This is a genomic window from Pseudomonas citri, from assembly GCF_025336485.1.
Taxonomy (GTDB): Bacteria; Pseudomonadota; Gammaproteobacteria; order Pseudomonadales; family Pseudomonadaceae; genus Aquipseudomonas; species Aquipseudomonas citri.
In genome coordinates, this window is record NZ_JAODAB010000001.1 from 193,685 (window position 1) to 211,194 (window position 17,510).

Annotated in this window: 15 protein-coding genes; 8 read left to right on the forward strand and 7 right to left on the reverse strand. The window is 60.9% G+C overall.

Features of this window, described 5'->3' with window-relative positions; genetic code table 11:
* The first annotated feature begins 110 nt into the window (after positions 1-110).
* Positions 111-3,821: a methionine synthase gene (gene metH, locus N4Q37_RS00900; RefSeq protein ID WP_260954548.1), complete on the forward strand. Its 3,711-nt coding sequence runs from the start codon at positions 111-113 to the stop codon at positions 3,819-3,821.
* Between the two features lie 57 nt (positions 3,822-3,878).
* On the opposite strand, the gene N4Q37_RS00905 is transcribed toward metH, so the two are convergent.
* Positions 3,879-5,333 carry a hypothetical protein gene (locus N4Q37_RS00905; protein ID WP_260954549.1) on the reverse strand — a complete coding sequence of 485 codons (1,455 nt, stop codon included), beginning with the start codon at positions 5,331-5,333 and terminating at the stop codon, positions 3,879-3,881.
* 210 nt (positions 5,334-5,543) lie between these two features.
* Here N4Q37_RS00905 and N4Q37_RS00910 point away from each other — a divergent pair, with 210 nt between their 5' ends.
* A complete protein-coding gene (locus tag N4Q37_RS00910) occupies positions 5,544-5,762 on the forward strand; it encodes a DUF2970 domain-containing protein (RefSeq protein ID WP_260954550.1) in 219 nt (72 codons plus the stop codon).
* A gap of 35 nt (positions 5,763-5,797) precedes the next feature.
* On the opposite strand, the gene N4Q37_RS00915 is transcribed toward N4Q37_RS00910, so the two are convergent.
* Positions 5,798-6,925 (reverse strand): ABC transporter substrate-binding protein, encoded by a 1,128-nt coding sequence (locus N4Q37_RS00915; protein ID WP_260954551.1) that lies wholly within the window; start codon positions 6,923-6,925, stop codon positions 5,798-5,800.
* A 501-nt stretch (positions 6,926-7,426) separates the two neighbouring features.
* Between N4Q37_RS00915 and N4Q37_RS00920 the strand changes: the two genes are divergently transcribed.
* A complete protein-coding gene (locus N4Q37_RS00920) occupies positions 7,427-9,085 on the forward strand; it encodes a nitrite/sulfite reductase (protein WP_260954552.1) in 1,659 nt (552 codons plus the stop codon).
* Positions 9,069-9,563, forward strand: coding sequence for a DUF934 domain-containing protein (locus N4Q37_RS00925; protein WP_260954553.1), 495 nt, complete (start codon positions 9,069-9,071; stop codon positions 9,561-9,563). The genes N4Q37_RS00920 and N4Q37_RS00925 overlap by 17 nt, the downstream gene beginning before the upstream one ends.
* 212 nt (positions 9,564-9,775) lie before the next feature.
* Here N4Q37_RS00925 and N4Q37_RS00930 read toward each other — a convergent pair whose 3' ends face one another.
* Complete coding sequence (locus N4Q37_RS00930; RefSeq protein ID WP_260954554.1) at positions 9,776-10,738, reverse strand: GGDEF domain-containing protein; 963 nt, start codon at positions 10,736-10,738, stop codon at positions 9,776-9,778.
* A 146-nt stretch (positions 10,739-10,884) separates the two neighbouring features.
* Between N4Q37_RS00930 and N4Q37_RS00935 the strand changes: the two genes are divergently transcribed.
* Complete coding sequence (locus N4Q37_RS00935; protein ID WP_260954555.1) at positions 10,885-11,709, forward strand: helix-turn-helix transcriptional regulator; 825 nt, start codon at positions 10,885-10,887, stop codon at positions 11,707-11,709.
* Positions 11,710-11,731: 22 nt separating this feature from the next.
* Here N4Q37_RS00935 and N4Q37_RS00940 read toward each other — a convergent pair whose 3' ends face one another.
* Positions 11,732-12,319 (reverse strand): LysE family translocator, encoded by a 588-nt coding sequence (locus tag N4Q37_RS00940; protein ID WP_260954557.1) that lies wholly within the window; start codon positions 12,317-12,319, stop codon positions 11,732-11,734.
* A gap of 145 nt (positions 12,320-12,464) precedes the next feature.
* The gene (locus N4Q37_RS00945; protein WP_260954558.1) at positions 12,465-12,968 is read right to left on the reverse strand and encodes a hypothetical protein; all 504 of its coding nucleotides are present in this window, start codon (positions 12,966-12,968) and stop codon (positions 12,465-12,467) included.
* Positions 12,969-13,113: 145 nt separating this feature from the next.
* Here N4Q37_RS00945 and N4Q37_RS00950 point away from each other — a divergent pair, with 145 nt between their 5' ends.
* On the forward strand, positions 13,114-14,196 hold the full coding sequence (locus tag N4Q37_RS00950; protein ID WP_260954559.1) for a bifunctional transcriptional activator/DNA repair enzyme AdaA: 1,083 nt from the start codon (positions 13,114-13,116) through the stop codon (positions 14,194-14,196).
* A 22-nt stretch (positions 14,197-14,218) separates the two neighbouring features.
* Positions 14,219-14,848, forward strand: a complete 630-nt coding sequence (locus N4Q37_RS00955; RefSeq protein ID WP_260954560.1) for a DNA-3-methyladenine glycosylase family protein — start codon at positions 14,219-14,221, stop codon at positions 14,846-14,848.
* An 18-nt stretch (positions 14,849-14,866) separates the two neighbouring features.
* Here N4Q37_RS00955 and miaE read toward each other — a convergent pair whose 3' ends face one another.
* Complete coding sequence (gene miaE, locus N4Q37_RS00960) at positions 14,867-15,472, reverse strand: tRNA-(ms[2]io[6]A)-hydroxylase (RefSeq protein WP_260954561.1); 606 nt, start codon at positions 15,470-15,472, stop codon at positions 14,867-14,869.
* Positions 15,473-15,633: 161 nt separating this feature from the next.
* Here miaE and N4Q37_RS00965 point away from each other — a divergent pair, with 161 nt between their 5' ends.
* Positions 15,634-16,497, forward strand: a complete 864-nt coding sequence (locus N4Q37_RS00965) for a universal stress protein (protein ID WP_260954562.1) — start codon at positions 15,634-15,636, stop codon at positions 16,495-16,497.
* A 51-nt stretch (positions 16,498-16,548) separates the two neighbouring features.
* On the opposite strand, the gene N4Q37_RS00970 is transcribed toward N4Q37_RS00965, so the two are convergent.
* On the reverse strand, positions 16,549-17,019 hold the full coding sequence (locus N4Q37_RS00970) for a DUF1289 domain-containing protein (protein WP_260954930.1): 471 nt from the start codon (positions 17,017-17,019) through the stop codon (positions 16,549-16,551).
* Between the last annotated feature and the right edge of the window lie 491 nt (positions 17,020-17,510).

The following is a 17,510-nucleotide window of genomic DNA, read 5'->3' on the forward strand; positions in this document are numbered from 1 at the left end:
CACCGGGAAGCAAACATGAGCGATATTCATGCAAAAGCCGGTCGCGATCAAATCCTGCACAGCTTTGTTATTATCCCGGACCTCGTAATGGTCTTTTCCCAGGTAGTCCTATGTCCGATCGCAGCGCTCGCCTCCATCTTCTCCAGCAAGCCCTCAAGGAACGCATCCTGATCCTCGACGGCGGCATGGGTACGATGATCCAGAGCTTCAAGCTGGAAGAACAGGATTACCGTGGCAAGCGCTTCGCCGACTGGCCAAGCGACGTCAAGGGCAACAACGACCTGCTGGTGCTGACCCGCCCGGACGTAATCGGCGCGATTGAAAAAGCCTACCTGGATGCCGGTGCCGACATCCTGGAAACCAACACCTTCAACGCCACCCAGGTGTCCCAGGCCGACTACGGAATGCAAGGCCTGGCCTACGAGCTGAACCTGGAAGGCGCGCGCCTGGCCCGCAAGGTGGCCGACGCCAAGACCCTGGAAACCCCGGACAAGCCGCGCTTCGTCGCCGGCGTGCTCGGCCCGACCAGCCGTACCTGCTCGCTCTCGCCAGACGTGAACAATCCCGGCTACCGCAACGTGACCTTCGACGAACTGGTGGAAAACTACACCGAGGCCACCAAGGGCCTGATCGAAGGCGGTGCCGACCTGATCCTGATCGAGACCATCTTCGACACACTGAACGCCAAGGCGGCGATCTTTGCCGTGCAAGGGGTCTACGAAGAACTGGGCGTCGAGCTGCCGATCATGATTTCCGGCACCATCACCGACGCTTCCGGCCGCACCCTCTCCGGCCAGACCACCGAAGCCTTCTGGAACTCCGTGGCCCACGCCAAGCCGATCTCCGTGGGCTTGAACTGCGCCCTGGGCGCCAGCGAACTGCGCCCGTACCTGGAAGAGTTGTCGAACAAGGCCAACACCCACGTGTCGGCGCACCCGAACGCTGGCCTGCCCAACGAATTCGGCGAATACGACGAACTGCCGGCGCAAACGGCCAAGGTCATCGAAGAATTCGCCCAGAGCGGCTTCCTGAACATCGTCGGCGGTTGCTGCGGCACCACTCCGGCGCACATCGAAGCCATCGCCAAGGCCGTGGCCGGCTACGCGCCGCGGCAGATTCCGGATATCCCGCGGGCCTGTCGCCTATCGGGCCTGGAGCCGTTCACCATCGATCGCAGTTCCTTGTTCGTCAACGTCGGCGAGCGGACCAACATCACCGGTTCCGCCAAGTTCGCCCGCCTGATCCGCGAGGACAACTACACCGAAGCCCTCGAAGTCGCCCTGCAACAGGTCGAGGCCGGCGCCCAGGTGATCGACATCAACATGGACGAGGGCATGCTCGACTCGAAGAAGGCCATGGTGACCTTCCTCAATCTGATCGCCGGCGAGCCGGACATCTCCCGCGTGCCGATCATGATCGACTCCTCGAAATGGGACGTGATCGAAGCCGGCCTCAAGTGCATCCAGGGCAAGGGCATCGTCAACTCCATCAGCATGAAGGAAGGCGTCGAGCAGTTCATCCATCACGCCAAACTGTGCAAGCGCTACGGCGCCGCCGTGGTGGTAATGGCCTTCGATGAAGCCGGCCAGGCCGACACCGAGGCGCGCAAGAAGGAGATCTGCAAACGCTCCTACGATATCCTGGTCAACGAAGTCGGCTTCCCGCCGGAAGACATCATCTTCGACCCGAACATCTTCGCCGTCGCCACCGGCATCGAAGAGCACAACAACTATGCCGTGGATTTCATCAACGCCTGCGCCTACATCCGCGACGAACTGCCCTACGCCCTGACCTCCGGCGGCGTGTCCAACGTGTCCTTCTCGTTCCGCGGCAACAACCCGGTGCGCGAGGCGATCCACTCAGTGTTCCTGCTGTATGCGATCCGTGCGGGGCTGACCATGGGCATCGTCAACGCCGGCCAACTGGAGATCTACGACCAGATCCCGGTGGAACTGCGCGACGCCGTGGAAGACGTGATCCTCAACCGCACCCCCGAAGGCACCGACGCCCTGCTGGCCATCGCCGACAAGTACAAGGGCGACGGCAGCGTCAAGGAAGCGGAAACCGAAGAGTGGCGCGGTTGGGACGTCAACCGGCGCCTGGAACATGCCCTGGTCAAGGGGATCACCACCCACATCGTCGAAGACACCGAGGAGTCGCGGCTGTCCTTCGCCCGTCCGATCGAAGTCATCGAAGGCCCGCTGATGGCCGGCATGAACATCGTCGGCGACCTGTTCGGCGCCGGTAAAATGTTCCTGCCCCAAGTGGTGAAATCCGCGCGGGTGATGAAACAGGCCGTGGCCCACCTGATCCCGTTCATCGAGGCGGAAAAAGGCGACAAGCCCGAAGCCAAGGGCAAGATCCTCATGGCCACGGTCAAGGGCGACGTCCATGACATCGGCAAGAACATCGTCGGCGTGGTGCTCGGGTGCAACGGCTACGACATCGTCGACCTGGGCGTGATGGTCCCGGCGGAGAAAATCCTGCAGGTGGCCCGGGACGAAAAGTGCGACATCATCGGCCTGTCCGGGCTGATCACGCCGTCCCTGGATGAAATGGTCCACGTGGCGCGCGAGATGCAGCGCCAGGACTTCCACCTGCCGCTGATGATCGGTGGTGCGACGACCTCCAAGGCCCACACCGCGGTGAAGATCGACCCCAAGTACAGCAACGACGCAGTGGTCTACGTCACCGACGCCTCTCGCGCCGTCGGCGTCGCCACCCAGCTGCTATCCAAGGAACTCAAGCCGGCGTTCGTCGAGAAGACCCGCCTGGAATACGCCGACGTGCGTGAGCGCACCGCCAACCGCAGTGCCCGCACCGAGCGCCTGAGCTACGCCGCCGCCGTGGCGAAGAAACCGCAGTTCGACTGGAGCAGCTACCAGCCGGTCCAGCCGACGTTCACCGGTGCGCGAGTGCTGGACGACATCGACCTGAACGTCCTGGTCGACTACATCGACTGGACACCGTTCTTCATTTCCTGGGACCTGGCCGGCAAGTTCCCACGCATCCTCACCGACGAAGTGGTCGGCGAAGCCGCCACCGCGTTGTACGCCGATGCCCAGGCCATGCTGCGCAAGCTGATCGACGAAAAGCTCATCAGCGCCCGCGCCGTGTTCGGCTTCTGGCCGGCCAACCAGGTGCATGACGACGACCTGGAAGTCTACGGCGACGATGGCAAGCCACTGGCCCGCCTGCATCACCTGCGCCAGCAGATCATCAAGACCGACGGCAAGCCGAACTTCTCCCTGGCCGACTTCGTTGCACCGAAGGACAGCGGTGTGACCGACTACGTCGGCGGTTTCATCACCACCGCCGGCATCGGCGCCGAAGAAGTCGCCAAGGCCTACCAACAGGCCGGCGACGACTACAACTCGATCATGGTCAAGGCACTGGCCGACCGCCTCGCCGAAGCCTGCGCCGAATGGTTGCACCAGCAGGTGCGCAAGGATTATTGGGGTTACGCCCAGGACGAAAACCTGGACAACGAGGCGCTGATCAAGGAGCAGTACACCGGTATCCGCCCTGCCCCCGGCTACCCGGCCTGTCCGGACCACACCGAGAAAGCCACCCTGTTCCGCCTGCTCGACCCCGAGGCCCGCGAACTGAAAGCCGGACGCAGCGGCGTGTTCCTCACCGAACACTACGCCATGTTCCCGGCGGCGGCGGTCAGCGGCTGGTACTTCGCCCATCCCCAGGCGCAATACTTTGCGGTGGGTAAGATCGATAAGGATCAGGTGCAGAGTTATACCGGCCGCAAAGGCCAGGAGCTGAGCGTGACCGAGCGGTGGTTGGCGCCGAATTTGGGCTACGACAGCTGAGCCGGCGTTCGGTTGGGAGGCGCCCTGGCAACACGCCTCTCAACTCATGCAGTTTTTTTATTTTCGTATCGAGACAGCAATATTGATGGGCATCTTCCAATTTGAGTCAGAACTTCTAGCCTCAAGCTTTAGAAGCCCATTGTAATAACCTCGCGGCAATGATGCGTTACTGCCAAACTGCGGATAGTATTTAATCTCAAGATGCAGAGGAAACCCCGCACACATATTGCTGACATTTATTTCCGTTAGACAACTTGCCCTTCTGCGCTGAGCCCTAAACTGTACCGTGACCTCTTTACCCTTCGCATTCAGCAATCTCGCACTCAGCGTCGTTTTTGTATTGTTACTCGAGCTCGGAATCATGCTGGTGGGCCCAACACTTTCGGACAGTGCAACAATCGCGGCATTTTCTGCCAATGTAACGGGAATATTCAACGTAGCAAAGGCATAGGCATCCTCGCCGGAAGAACTGACAAGCATCATGCGCAGGCCAGGCAACTCTGGATGGAAGCCGCTAAGCCATGCCCCATTTTCCCGCCATACACGAGCCATATCGGCCGTCTGCGCGTCACCCAACGGCAGGCCGTGAGCATCCCTGACAGCTGGCGTCGAGTAATAAGGAACCTTATTTCCGCAGAGATAGGTTTGAGATTTACCATTGTGATAGCCAAAACTGTATCTTGCTGGATTATTGTTGCAATGACTTCCACCGACATTGTGCCCTATTTCATGTCGAAATGCCTCTGGGCTTGACCGACCATTAACACTTGTATATCCACCGACATACGCCAGCCCACCTCCCCCTTCAATGTAGACAGCATTTACATCCGAACTGTATAGACGCCTGTAGGGTGAAAGCTTCGTTTGCCAAGCAAAAATTCCGTCATCCGTCATGCCATAGTCAACATCAAACACATTTACCGCTGCAAGTCGCAGAGACAGATCAGCGACCAAGGAGTTCCTAAGACCAAGGTTGGCCGTCTCTAATTGTGCAAGAGCATAAGCAACAGGATCTGTATTCAAACGAGCAAACGCCGCAGCAGAATAAGCCACCAACATATCGATATATTGATGCTCCCCTGCCTTGATAGCACCTTGTTTTGCAGCCGGCTCCGAATCCTTAGAGTCCAGTGCATCCGGAGTCAGATAATCATATGCCGGCTCTTCGGTAAAAGTGCTTTTCCCCTTCGTATCGACCACCAGCAGGCCGCGCTTGCCAGGCTCATCGATAATTGATGTGACCGCGCCATCAGGTGAGCGGACCACCACCAGCGAGCCCGTCTCACCATCACGGGTATAAAGATTGCCACTTTCTACCGTGTAGCCCTGCTCAACCTTCACCGCCGAACGCTCGAAGCGGGCAGAGCCAATCGCATCGGCATACACACTTGCAGCGGTCGGTTGTGGCGTGTCCATCTGGCTGGCGGTTTCCGTATTGCGGCAGCCGGCAGCCAGCAGGCCCAGGAGAAAAATAAACGTAGCCGTAGTTGTGAACGAGCTTCCGGTGTTCATGACACGGACCCCGACCAAGGATTAGAGCCATCAGGATGGCCCAATCACACCAAGGCGGATACTGACAGAACTGACAGTAGAGACATGGGCCGAAGGCTGGTGCCTTGATGAAACCAGGCCCAGGACCGGGGAAGTCCATCGCCGAGCGAAGCTGCCGCAGGCGGCGATCTTTTGTCTATGCTTGCCTCAAACACAGCAGACGAGGGATTTATGGACGATCCAATCGACAACAAGCCACCCACCCTGTTGCAGATGGTGCACAGCATCCTGGCAGCCGCCTTCGGCGTGCAAAGCGGCAAGAACCGCGCGCGGGATTTCACCCACGGCAAGCCGAGCCACTTCATCCTGCTGGGCATTGTGTTTACGGTGGTTTTCGGGTTGACGCTGTATGGGATCGTTAATCTGGTCTTGTACTTCGCGGGTGTTTAGCGACCTGCGTGCCCGGCAATTTTCCCCACGCCCCCTCAACGACGTCCCAGTGCATCGAGCGAAAACGCGTAGGGCTCGCCATTCGGATGGGACACCAGGCTGAAGCGCTTGAAATCCAGGCGATAGTCCTTGGCCGGATCCATGTGCAGCCAGGCGCGGGCGCGGGCTGGGTCGAGGGACTGCATCAGGTCGATTTGCTGGTTGTAGCCGCCGTGGCGCGCGAGGTCGACACCTTGGGCGTGGTCACTGAGCATGACCATGGCCCAGCCACCGAGACTGAAATGCCCGGCGAACAGGACGCTCAGGCGCCCGTCGATGCGCGCCTGGAGCGCGGGCCTGGAGCTGTTGATCGCGCTGAACAGCACGTCCTTGCCTGGCCGGCGCCCCGCCTCTTCGAACGCCTGCATGGCGCCCAGGGCCATTTCATCATTGGCGGACCACACCAGCGCAGTCTGCGGATACCGCTTGGCCAGTTGACTGGCCTGCTCGTAGGACCGTTCGCGATTCCACTCGCCATAAACCAACTGGCGCAGGCGCACTTGCGGGTGTTCGGCCAGCGCGCGATACAGGCCTTTTTCGCGCAGTTGCGCCGAAGGCGTCGACTTCTTTCCGGAAAATGCCAGCAGATCGAGGGTCTGCCCGGGCGCCAACGGCCCATGCTGGCGCAACAGTTCGGTGAGCATCAGGTAGCCGCTGCGCTCGTCGTCAGGCACCAGGCTGCCGAGCAGTTCGGGAGGCGGCGCGCCTTGTTGCATCAACAGGCGAATCTGGTCGCCGGTCAGCGTGTTGTTCACCAGGAACAGCTTGATCCCGCTGCCCTGCGCCAATTGCAGGATGCGTGGAGCGACATACTGTTCGTTGACCAGCACCAGGTAATCCGGACGCTCAGCCGCGGTGATGACCTCTTGAGCCTGGCGGATCATGCGCTCCGGGTCGCGCTCGGCGTATTCCACGCGCAGACGCAAACCCAGCCCGCTGGCGGCGGCCTGCATGAACTCGGTATAGCTGACCCAGAAAGTTTCCGTCGAACGCCCTGGATTGAGGAACACCACCGAAGTCGCAGCCCTGGCCTGGGCTGGAGGAGAAACCGTGCTGGCAGCCTGCAGCGGCAACCAGAGTGGCAGGCATAAAAAAGCTACCAGCCTGCAGATAAACTTCGACATCCCACCCGCCCTGAATAATACGCCACCCAGTATAACGACCCGGGTGGCGAACGGGCACCTGAACTTGGGAGCCTCATGGGCGCAACGGTTCGAGCGTTATTGATGACTGACCCAGAATACCGCGGTGCCCACCACCAGGATGATCAGGAACAAAATGGCCCAGGCATCCACGGTACTGTCGCTTTTCCTTGCTTTGGTCGGATTGCTCATTGCATCGCCTCTTGTCGGTTTTGTCGGTGATTGCTCAAAGACTCGACCACAGTTAAGACGATGATTGCCCGCACGACAAATGTGGGTTAGGCAATAATCAATCTCATTAGGCGATTTGGTTCTTTACATATACTCAAACATCACTTTTGCGCATAACTCAAAACAGGTATCGTGCACCGGCTCCTCTAGGAGTGCGCGGCCGTGCGCGCAGAATTGCCGAGGCAGAACCCGATTCCAGCGAGCCAACACGCCGCTGTTTCTGATCGGCACAAGCCTGAGACCGAGACTTATATGTACGTATATGACGAGTACGATCAGCGGATCATCGAGGACCGCGTCAAGCAGTTCCGTGATCAAACCCGACGCTATCTGGCAGGCGAGCTGAGCGAAGAAGAATTCCGCCCTCTGCGCCTGCAGAATGGCCTGTATATCCAGCGCTTCGCCCCGATGCTGCGCGTGGCCGTGCCCTATGGCCAACTGACGTCGCGCCAGGTGCGCAAGCTGGCCCAGATTGCCCGCGACTACGACAAGGGCTACGCCCACATCAGTACCCGGCAGAACGTCCAGTACAACTGGCCGGCCCTGGAAGACGTGCCCGAGATCCTGGCTGAACTGGCCACGGTACAGATGCACGCGATCCAGACCAGCGGCAACTGCCTGCGTAACGTCACCACCGACCAGTTCGCCGGCGTCGCGGCCGATGAACTGATCGACCCGCGCCCATGGTGCGAGATCGTCCGCCAGTGGACCACCTTCCACCCGGAATTCGCCTATCTGCCGCGCAAGTTCAAGATCGCCATCAACGGTTCGAGCTCGGACCGTGCGGCCATCGAAGTCCACGACATTGGCCTGGAAACGGTCTACAACGCCGCCGGCGAACTGGGCTTCCGTGTACTGGTGGGTGGCGGCCTTGGCCGTACGCCGGTGGTCGGCGCGTTCATCAACGAATTCCTGCCGTGGCAGGACCTGCTGAGCTACCTCGACGCCATCCTGCGGGTGTACAACCGCTACGGCCGTCGCGACAACAAGTACAAGGCGCGGATCAAGATCCTGGTCAAGGCCCTCACGCCTGAAGTGTTCGCCGAGAAGGTCGAGGCCGAAATGGTCCACCTGCGCGGCGGCCAGACGACCCTGACCGAAGCCGAAGTCCATCGCGTGGCCAAGCACTTCGTCGACCCGGCCTACAAGGCCCTGGGCAACCAGGACGCTGAACTGTCCGCGCTGGACAAAGAGCATCCAGGCTTCGCCCGCTGGCGTACCCGCAACACCCTGGCCCACAAGAAGCCAGGGTATGTCGCGGTGACCCTGTCGCTGAAGCCGACCGGCGTCGCGCCGGGGGACATCACCGACAAGCAGCTCGACGCCGTGGCCGACCTGGCCGAGCGCTACAGCTTCGGCCAGCTGCGCACCTCCCATGAGCAGAACATCATCCTGGCGGACGTTGAACAGAGCCAGTTGTTCACCCTGTGGGGCGAATTGCGCGAGCAAGGTTTCGCCACGCCGAACATCGGCCTGCTGACCGACATCATCTGCTGCCCGGGCGGTGACTTCTGCTCCCTGGCGAACGCCAAGTCGATCCCTATCGCCGAATCGATCCAGCGTCGCTTCGACGACCTGGACTACCTGTTCGACATCGGCGAGCTGGACCTGAACATTTCCGGTTGCATGAACGCCTGCGGTCACCACCACGTCGGCCACATCGGCATCCTGGGCGTGGACAAGAAAGGCGAAGAGTTCTACCAGGTTTCCCTGGGCGGCAGCGGCAGCCGCGACGCCAGCCTGGGCAAGATCCTCGGCCCGTCCTTTGCCCAGGACGACATGCCTGACGTGATCGAGAAGCTGATCGACGTCTACGTTGAACAACGTACCGAAGACGAGCGTTTCATCGACACCTACCAACGTATCGGCATCGACCTCTTCAAGGAACGCGTCTATGCAGCGAATAATTAAAAACAACGAGGTCATCGACGAAACCTGGCACCTGCTGCCCAAGGACGCGACCCTCGATGGCATCTCCAATTGCGACGACCTGATCGTGCCGCTGTCCCTGTGGCGCGACCATGCTCGTGCCCTCAAGGCACGCGACGGTGGCCTGGGTGTTTGGCTGGACGCCGACGAGGAAGCCGAAGAGATTGGTGAAGACGCCAACCAGTTGCAGGTCATCGCCCTGAACTTCCCGGCTTTCACCGACGGTCGCAGCTACTCCAACGCCCGCCTGCTGCGCGAACGCTACGGCTTCAAGGGTGAATTGCGAGCGATTGGCGATGTGCTGCGTGACCAACTGTTCTACATGCGCCGCTGCGGTTTCGATGCCTTTGCCTTGCGCGCCGACAAAGACCCCTATGACGCCCTCGAAAGCCTCAAGGACTTCTCGGTGACCTACCAGGCCGCCACCGACGAGCCGCTGCCGCTGTTTCGTCGACGCTGAAACCTGATGCATGAAAAGGCCCTGACCCGGTGTTCCGGCTCAGGGCTTTTTCATGGGTGGAGAATGGATGTCGGCCGTGCCATCGCTATCGCGAGCAAGCTTTGCTCCCACAGAGACAGGTGGCGGGCGCAAGACCTGAGAACGCCCCAAGAAACTGTGGGAGCAAAGCTTGCTCGCGATGACTTCAACCCAGGCACCACGACGCATCGGCGCTAGCTTCGCGGCGCCTGCTTGTGGGCATACATCGCCGCGTCAGCATCAGCCAGCAGGCTGTCGATCGACTGATGGCGCCGGGCGTCGTATTCGATCTGGCCGACACTAAAGCGAATGGCATAGCCTCGCTGCAACATGGCATTGCGCTCGTCGAGGATTTCCTTGACCCGCGCCACGATTGCCGCTGTCTCGACATGGGAAGAACCGGTCAGCAGCGCCACGAACTCATCGCCGCCCAGGCGTCCGATCACATCGCTTTCGCGAAAAGCGATACGCAACACGTCGGCAAACGTCTTCAGGGCGGAGTCGCCCTCGGCGTGCCCGAAGCGGTCGTTGATGGGCTTGAAGTCATCGAGGTCGAAGAACAGCAACGTCGCCGGACGCGACAAGCGCTCACAAACGCTCAGCGCATGCTGGGCCAGTAGCTTGAAGCCACGGCGATTGGACAGCAGTGTCAGCTCATCCATGCTCGCCATCTGCACGGCAACCATTTCCTGCTCGGCCATGCGCGCCAGGTCCCGGAGCAAGTCGCGTTCCTCGTCGTCGAGCACGCGGGGACGGGTGTCGATCAGACACAACGTACCCAGCCGGCTGCCATCCTCCAGGCCCAGGGGATACCCCGCATAAAAACGGATACCCGGCTCCCGGGTGACCAAGGGGTTATCGCGGAACCGCTCATCCTGTTCCGCGTCGCTGATTTCCAGGATCTGGTCCTGCAAGATCGTATGCCCACAAAAGGAAACCTCCCGTGGGGTTTCGCTGACGTCCAGGCCCACGCTGGACTTGAACCACTGCCGATGGGCGTCCACCAGGCTCACCAATGCAATGGGCACATCGAACAGGCGCCGCGCCAGGCGGGTCAAACGGTCAAAGCGTTCTTCAGGTGCAGTATCGAGCAGCTTGAGCGAATGCAGTTTCTTGAGGCGAACGGCTTCGTCGTCCGGTTTACCTGGCGCAAGCATCACAAACTCCATCGATGGCGATCCGTGGAGTCTAGTCCATCCAGGCCAGTAGCCGTTCAAACCCAGCGGCTAAATCCGACGCGCAGGCACTTTTCGTACAAAACCTAATACACTGCACCGCACGATCCAGACGAGGACGCCAACCGATGAAGCATGCCAACCACGACGCCGCCCCACGCTTCTGGCGCGACGCGGCCCTGCCGTTCATCGAGGCGCGGGCCATCGCCGATGGACGCAAGGTCTGCTATTCGCGCCATTCCCACGATCATTTCTCCATCGGTGCGATCACCGCCGGACGCAGTACCTACCTGCACGAACAATCCCATTTCCAGGTGGAAAGCGGTACGGTGGTGCTGATGAACCCCGGCGACGTCCACGCCTGCAACCCGATCGACGACCAGCCGTGGTCTTACGTGATGCTATACGTCGACACCCAGTGGCTCAGAGACCTGCAACGCCGTATCGGCTTTGACGAGACACTGGATTTCCAAGGCTTCGCCACCACCCACAGCCGGGACATCGAGTTGTTCACCGCGCTGCAGAACCTGTACGAACAGTTGGTGGATGAACGCCTCGACACCGCCCACAAGCATGCGGCCGCCGAGGCGTTCTTTACCGACCTGCAACAACGCCTCAACCCTGCCGGCCGTCCGGACCGGGGCAGCCATCCGGGCCTGATGCGAGCCGCGCAGTTTATCCACGACCACTGCTGCGAAGCCTTGAAGCTCGAAGACATCTGCGCCGCCGCACAGTTGTCGCCGTCCTATCTGAGCCGAGCCTTCAAGCGTCATTACGGGATGACGCCCCACGCCTTCCTGGTCAACCGTCGGATCCAGTTCGCCCGGCGCCAATTGCGCGAAGGCAAGCTGATCGCCGACGTCGCGCTGAACAGCGGGTTTGCCGACCAGGCGCACTTCCAGCGGGCGTTCAAACAACACCTGGCGGCCACGCCCGGCCAATATCGCGGCTGATGCCCTCGCCACAACATCCGGCTCAAGGCAACAACAAATACACCGCACTCGCCACCAGCAACACCGCCATCGCCCGATTGAATAACCGCAGGGTCGCTGGATTGCCCAACCAGGTGCGCAGGAAACTGCCCGCGTAGGCCCAGCAACCTACCGAGACGTAGCAGATCACCAGGTAAATCGCCGCGAACTGCCACACCAGACGCGCCTCCCCATCGGCCACGAACGCCCCCATCCCAGCCACGCAGGCCAGCCAGGCCTTGGGATTGAGCCATTGCATCAGCGCGCCATAGAACATCGAAGGCGCCCGCCCCTGGTCCGTGGCGCCTAACTGACCGTTGTCCGTCGCCAGCTTCCAGGCCATGAACAGCAGAAAGGCCACGCCACCCAGTTGCACCACCCGCACGAGGCCGGGCCAGCGCAACAACACTTCATGCAGCCCCAGACCCATCAGCACCAGCAACAAGACAAACCCCAGGGTCGCCCCGGCCACATGGCGCAGCGTGGCACGAAAGCCGTATCGGGCCCCGGAACCGAGGGCCACGATGTTGACCGGACCGGGCGTGATGGAAGCGACCAGGGCAAACGCCGCCATGGAGAAAATCAGACTCATCGCATACCTTCTTCATCATCAGAGAACGGGCGACCAGCGTAATTTTCCAGCCACGCAAGTTATTGAATAAAACTGCCTGATGCGTACCAGACGCGCAAAAAAAGCCGCGACGCCCTGCCTGGGCGTCGCGGCTTTTTTGGCCGGATCAATGGTCGTTCTTGAGATCGTTCTTGATCGAAGAGGCCGTTGCGTTGGTCAGGCCCTTGGTGTTGTGGGCGTCTGGCCGCGCGGCGGAAATCGCCGATGCCTTGGTCAGGCCACGGGTATCACGGTCATTCGCGATGGCCGAGGTGAGCGAAGCCTTGCTGGTGCGGTCGGTGCGAGTGGTGCCGGTGTGCTTGCCGCTCAAACCATGATCGCGGGTGCGGGTGCCAGTGTGATCGCTCGCCAGCCCCTTGCCGATGCCGCTGGAATCACTGGACTTGCCATGATCCTGGCCGCCACCGAGACCACCGCCAATGCCACCACCGTGACCACCGCCATTGCCACCCCCGTTTCCACCGCCGTGACCGCCACCACCGCCATTGCCATTGCCACCGGCGGCGTAGCTCGCCCCGATGGGCGACAGGTCAGCCGGCAGCAAGGCAGAGGCGCCAAGCGCCAGGGCACAGACAGCAACGGCAATAAGGGATTTTTTGGATTTAGACATGAAGCCTCCGGAACTGCGAATCAACGGGTGTAGCCGTAAGACTCGAAGGTTCTATTTTTGTTCGCGGCCATCCGACCAACGAGCAGAGAATTCATTGTCGATTTTTCGGTGGAGTCATCATCGGCACGGTTTTATGCTCAGCCCCATGAACCGACAAGACTCGCTCCTCCCACCCCACGCCGAGATGGTCCGCGCCATGCTCGAACGAGACACCGCCTACGAGGGGGTGTTCTTCACTGCGGTCAAGACCACCGGCATTTTCTGTCGCCCCACTTGCACCGCACGCAAGCCCAAGCCAGAGAACGTGGAATTCTTCGTCCATGCCGACGAAGCCATGTCAGCCGGCTACCGCGCCTGCCTGCGCTGCAAGCCACTGGATGCCGCCGCCATCGCGCCGGATTGGATCCAGGCCCTGCTCAATGCCGTGGACGCCGAACCCGAGCTGCGCTGGACCGACGCCCTGCTTATGGAACAAGGCGTCGAACCGCTGAAATTGCGCCGCTGGTTCAAGCAACATTTCGGCATGACTTTTCACGCCTACCTGCGCACCCGTCGCCTGGGCATTGCCTTGGGCGGCATCAAGCAAGGCAGCTCTATCGACAATGCGGCGTTCGATTCCGGCTACGAGTCATTGAGCGGCTTTCGCGACGCCTTCGTGAAATCCTTCCACATCACGCCAGGCCGGGCCGCCCTCAGCGAACCCTTGCTGTTCACCCGCCTGACCACCCCTTTGGGACCGATGCTGGCCATGGCCGAACGCCGCGGCCTGGTGCTGCTGGAATTCCTCGACCGCCCGGCCTTGACCAAGGAGCTGGAAGAGTTGCAGCAACGCTATGGCTATACCGTCGCGCCGGGGCACAACGCTCATTTACAACAGATCGAAACCGAACTGGCCGACTACTTCGCCGGCAAGCTCACGGCATTCAACGTCCCGCTGCACATGCCCGGCAGCGCCTTCGCCGTGCGGGTCTGGGCCGAACTGCAAAAGATTCCCTACGGTGAAACGCGCAGCTACGGTGGCATTGCCGCGGCCCTTGGCAGCCCCGGTGCCAGTCGCGCCGTGGGGCTGGCCAACGGACAGAACCGCCTGGCCATCGTCATTCCCTGCCATCGGGTGATCGGCGCGGACGGCTCGCTGACCGGCTATGGCGGTGGTCAACCACGCAAGGCGTACCTGCTGCGCCTGGAAAAGGCCGCCGTGCAGGTGTCACTGCCATTGGCGTTTTGATCGACCGCAGAGCGAGCACCCGATGCCCGACACGCCCTACCACGCTGCCAGCCTCTTCCTGGCAAGCCTCGACGAAGACTGGCGACGCCTTGTCGAGGCCACCGGCCCATGCCTGCTGCTGCCCAAACCGACCCGCGATCCCTACGAAGCCCTGGTGCGCGCCATCGCCTATCAACAACTGCACACCAAGGCCGGCGATGCGATTCTCGGTCGGCTGCTGGCGCTGTTCCCGGCGCAAACCTTCCCACGGCCCGAACAGGTCCTGGCGACCGACGCGACTCAACTGCGCAGTTGTGGTTTTTCCGCCAGCAAGATCACGACCCTCCACGGCATCGCCCAGGCGGCCCTCGACGGGCTGGTGCCGGATTACCCCACGGCGCTGGCCATGAACGAAGAATCATTGATCGAACGCCTGACCGCCCTGCGCGGGGTCGGGCGTTGGACCGTGGAAATGTTGCTGATCTACAGCCTGGAGCGGCCAGACATCCTGCCGGCGGATGACTTCGGGGTGCGCGAGGGGTATCGACGGCTCAAGGGGCTGGAGCAGCAACCCAACCGCCGGCAGATGACGCAAATCGGCCTGGCCTGGAGCCCCTATCGGACGGTGGCGGCGTGGTACCTGTGGCGAGTGCCTGGGCGTAAGACCGCGTAATCCAAAGGCAATCCAGCCCTACAGAACCGGCACACCACTGTGGAACCGAAACTCCACATCCGGCGATTCGATCAGTTCCCGCTCCGCCTCACGCACCTTGTCGATCACCTGGGCGATGTCCTTGGCGTCACCGTACTGGTAGGCCAGTTTCAGGTAGCCCTGGAAATGCCGGGCCTCGCTTTTCAGCAAGCCGAAATAGAACTTGCCCAGTTCTTCGTCCAGATGCGACACGAGTGCCTCGAAACGCTCGCAACTGCGGGCCTCGATGAACGCACCAACCACCAGGGTATCGACCAGCTTGACCGGCTCGTGGCTACGCACCACCTTGCGCAGGCCCGACGCATAGCGCCCGGCGGACAGCTGGCGCAGACCGATCTTGCGCTTCTTCATCAAGCGCATGACCTGCTCGTGATGCACCAGTTCTTCCCGGGCCAGGCGCGACATCATATTGATCAGGTCGACGTGGGAATGGTACTTGGCGATCAGGCTCAAGGCGGTGCTGGCGGCCTTGAACTCGCAGTTCTTGTGGTCGATCAGCAACGTTTCCTGGTCGGCCAGTGCCGCCTGGACCCAGGCATCGGGGGTGCGGCAACCGAGGAATTCGTGGATTTCAGGAAGGATCATGGGGCTCACGGAGAAAAGGTAATCGAGCGAAGGGCGCCGATTATACCGGCCCGCCTCCAGACCACCAGCCGCCGTCGTTGATATGCATCAAGTCGACGAAGCCCGCACAGCAACTATAGTTGAGCAACGCCACGCCTTTTCTTTGCGGGAGAACGCCGATCATGCAAGCCATTCGCAGCATTCTGGTGGTCATCGAACCTGAACATTCGGAAAGCCTGGCGCTCAAGCGCGCCAAGCTGATCGCCGGGGTGACCCAGGCCCACCTGCATTTGCTGGTATGCGACAAGAAGCATGACCACGCCGGCCTGCTCAGCGTATTGAAAGCCGCCTTGCTGGCGGACGGCTACAGTGTCACCACCGAACAGGCCTGGAACGAAAGCCTGCACGGAACCATCGTCGACGTGCAGCAAGCCGAAGGGTGCGGCCTGGTGATCAAACAGCACTTTGCCGACAGTCCGCTCAAGAAGGCCCTGCTGACGCCGGCAGACTGGAAACTGCTGCGCCACTGCCCGACACCGGTGCTACTGGTAAAAACCTCCGGCTCCTGGAAGGACAAGGTGATCCTCGCGGCCGTCGACGTCGGCAACGCGGACGGCGAGCACCGACACCTGCACACCACCATCATCGATCATGGCTATGACATCGCCGCCCTGGCCAAGGCGCACCTGCACGTGATCAGCGCCCACCCCTCGCCGATGCTCTCGGCGGCCGACCCGACGTTCCAGCTCAAGGAAACCATCGAGGCCCGTTACCGCGAACAATGCCAGGCGTTCCAGGCCGAATTCGACATCGATGACCAACACCTGCACATCGAGGAAGGCCCGGCCGACGTGCTGATACCGTTCATGGCCCACAAGCTCCAGGCGGCGGTGACCGTGATCGGCACCGTGGCGCGCTCTGGCTTGTCCGGGGCATTGATCGGCAATACTGCCGAGGCCGTGCTCGACACGCTGGAAAGCGATGTGCTGGTACTCAAGCCCCAGGAGGTGGAGGACCATCTGGTGGAGCTGGCGGACAAGGAATAAGCAGACATTGGCGATAAGCTCCCTCGCCACAGAAGCTCCTTGCCACAGACTTCAGCCGCCCATCGCATCCTTCAGAAACCCCGGCGCGATGTAGCGCTGGTAATGGGCTTCGGACAGCAGGAAAAACTCCCGATCGATGGCATCGCGCAGGTCCGGCAGTTCCCAATCGCGAAACTCCGGCAATAACACCATGCCGTAAGCCTCCAGGTTGTTGATCACCCGCGCCCCCCGGGCGATCAGCTGGTAGGCCCAGCAATATTCCGATTGGTGCGGCACGAAGCGGATCTTGCGGCTTTCCAGTTGCTGGCGCAGCAAACCGGCATCGAAAACCTCGAGCTTGGCCACCATCACCTGCACCAGCAATTGTTCCAGACGCATCCACACCGCACGCTTTTCGTCCTCGTTGTAGCCGTTCCAGTGAATCACTTCATGGTGGAACCGCTTGCAGCCACGGCACACCAGGTCACCGTAGACAGTGGAGCAAAGGCCGACGCAAGGGGTCTTGATGAGCTGGTTGGGCATAACGAAACGCACACGCGAAAATCCGGACAGGCCGGCATGTTAGCCCTTTGTCTAAGATTGAGCACCCCTCAAACTTGGAGGGCCAACTTACCTTTAATTTTTTTTTCCCGTAGAATTACCCGGCCTTTTAAGGCGCCAATGTCCGTTAGAAGCTGTTTTCAAAGCGTCACGAGCACAGTCGTTCCTTCAGAGCGGTGTTGGCGAAGGGTCTTTCCAGCGGGGAAAGCCCGACGCCAACCCTCATCAGCTCCCCGTTCTGCAGGCGTAAAACTTTGAAAGCAGCTTCTGTGAGGAACCCCGGAAACCCTGGCGTGGTGGCCCCCAAAGCCTCCTAGGCTTTGTACGAAAAGTCGCCGAGCGGCGATCAGGCAAGGCGAAAACAGGCGAGGAAGCGCAGTTGACTGGTTGTCAATGAGCATTCCGAGCCTGTTTTCAACGCAGCATGATCGTCGCGCAGGCACTTTTCGTACAAAGCCTAAGCGCATGGGTAC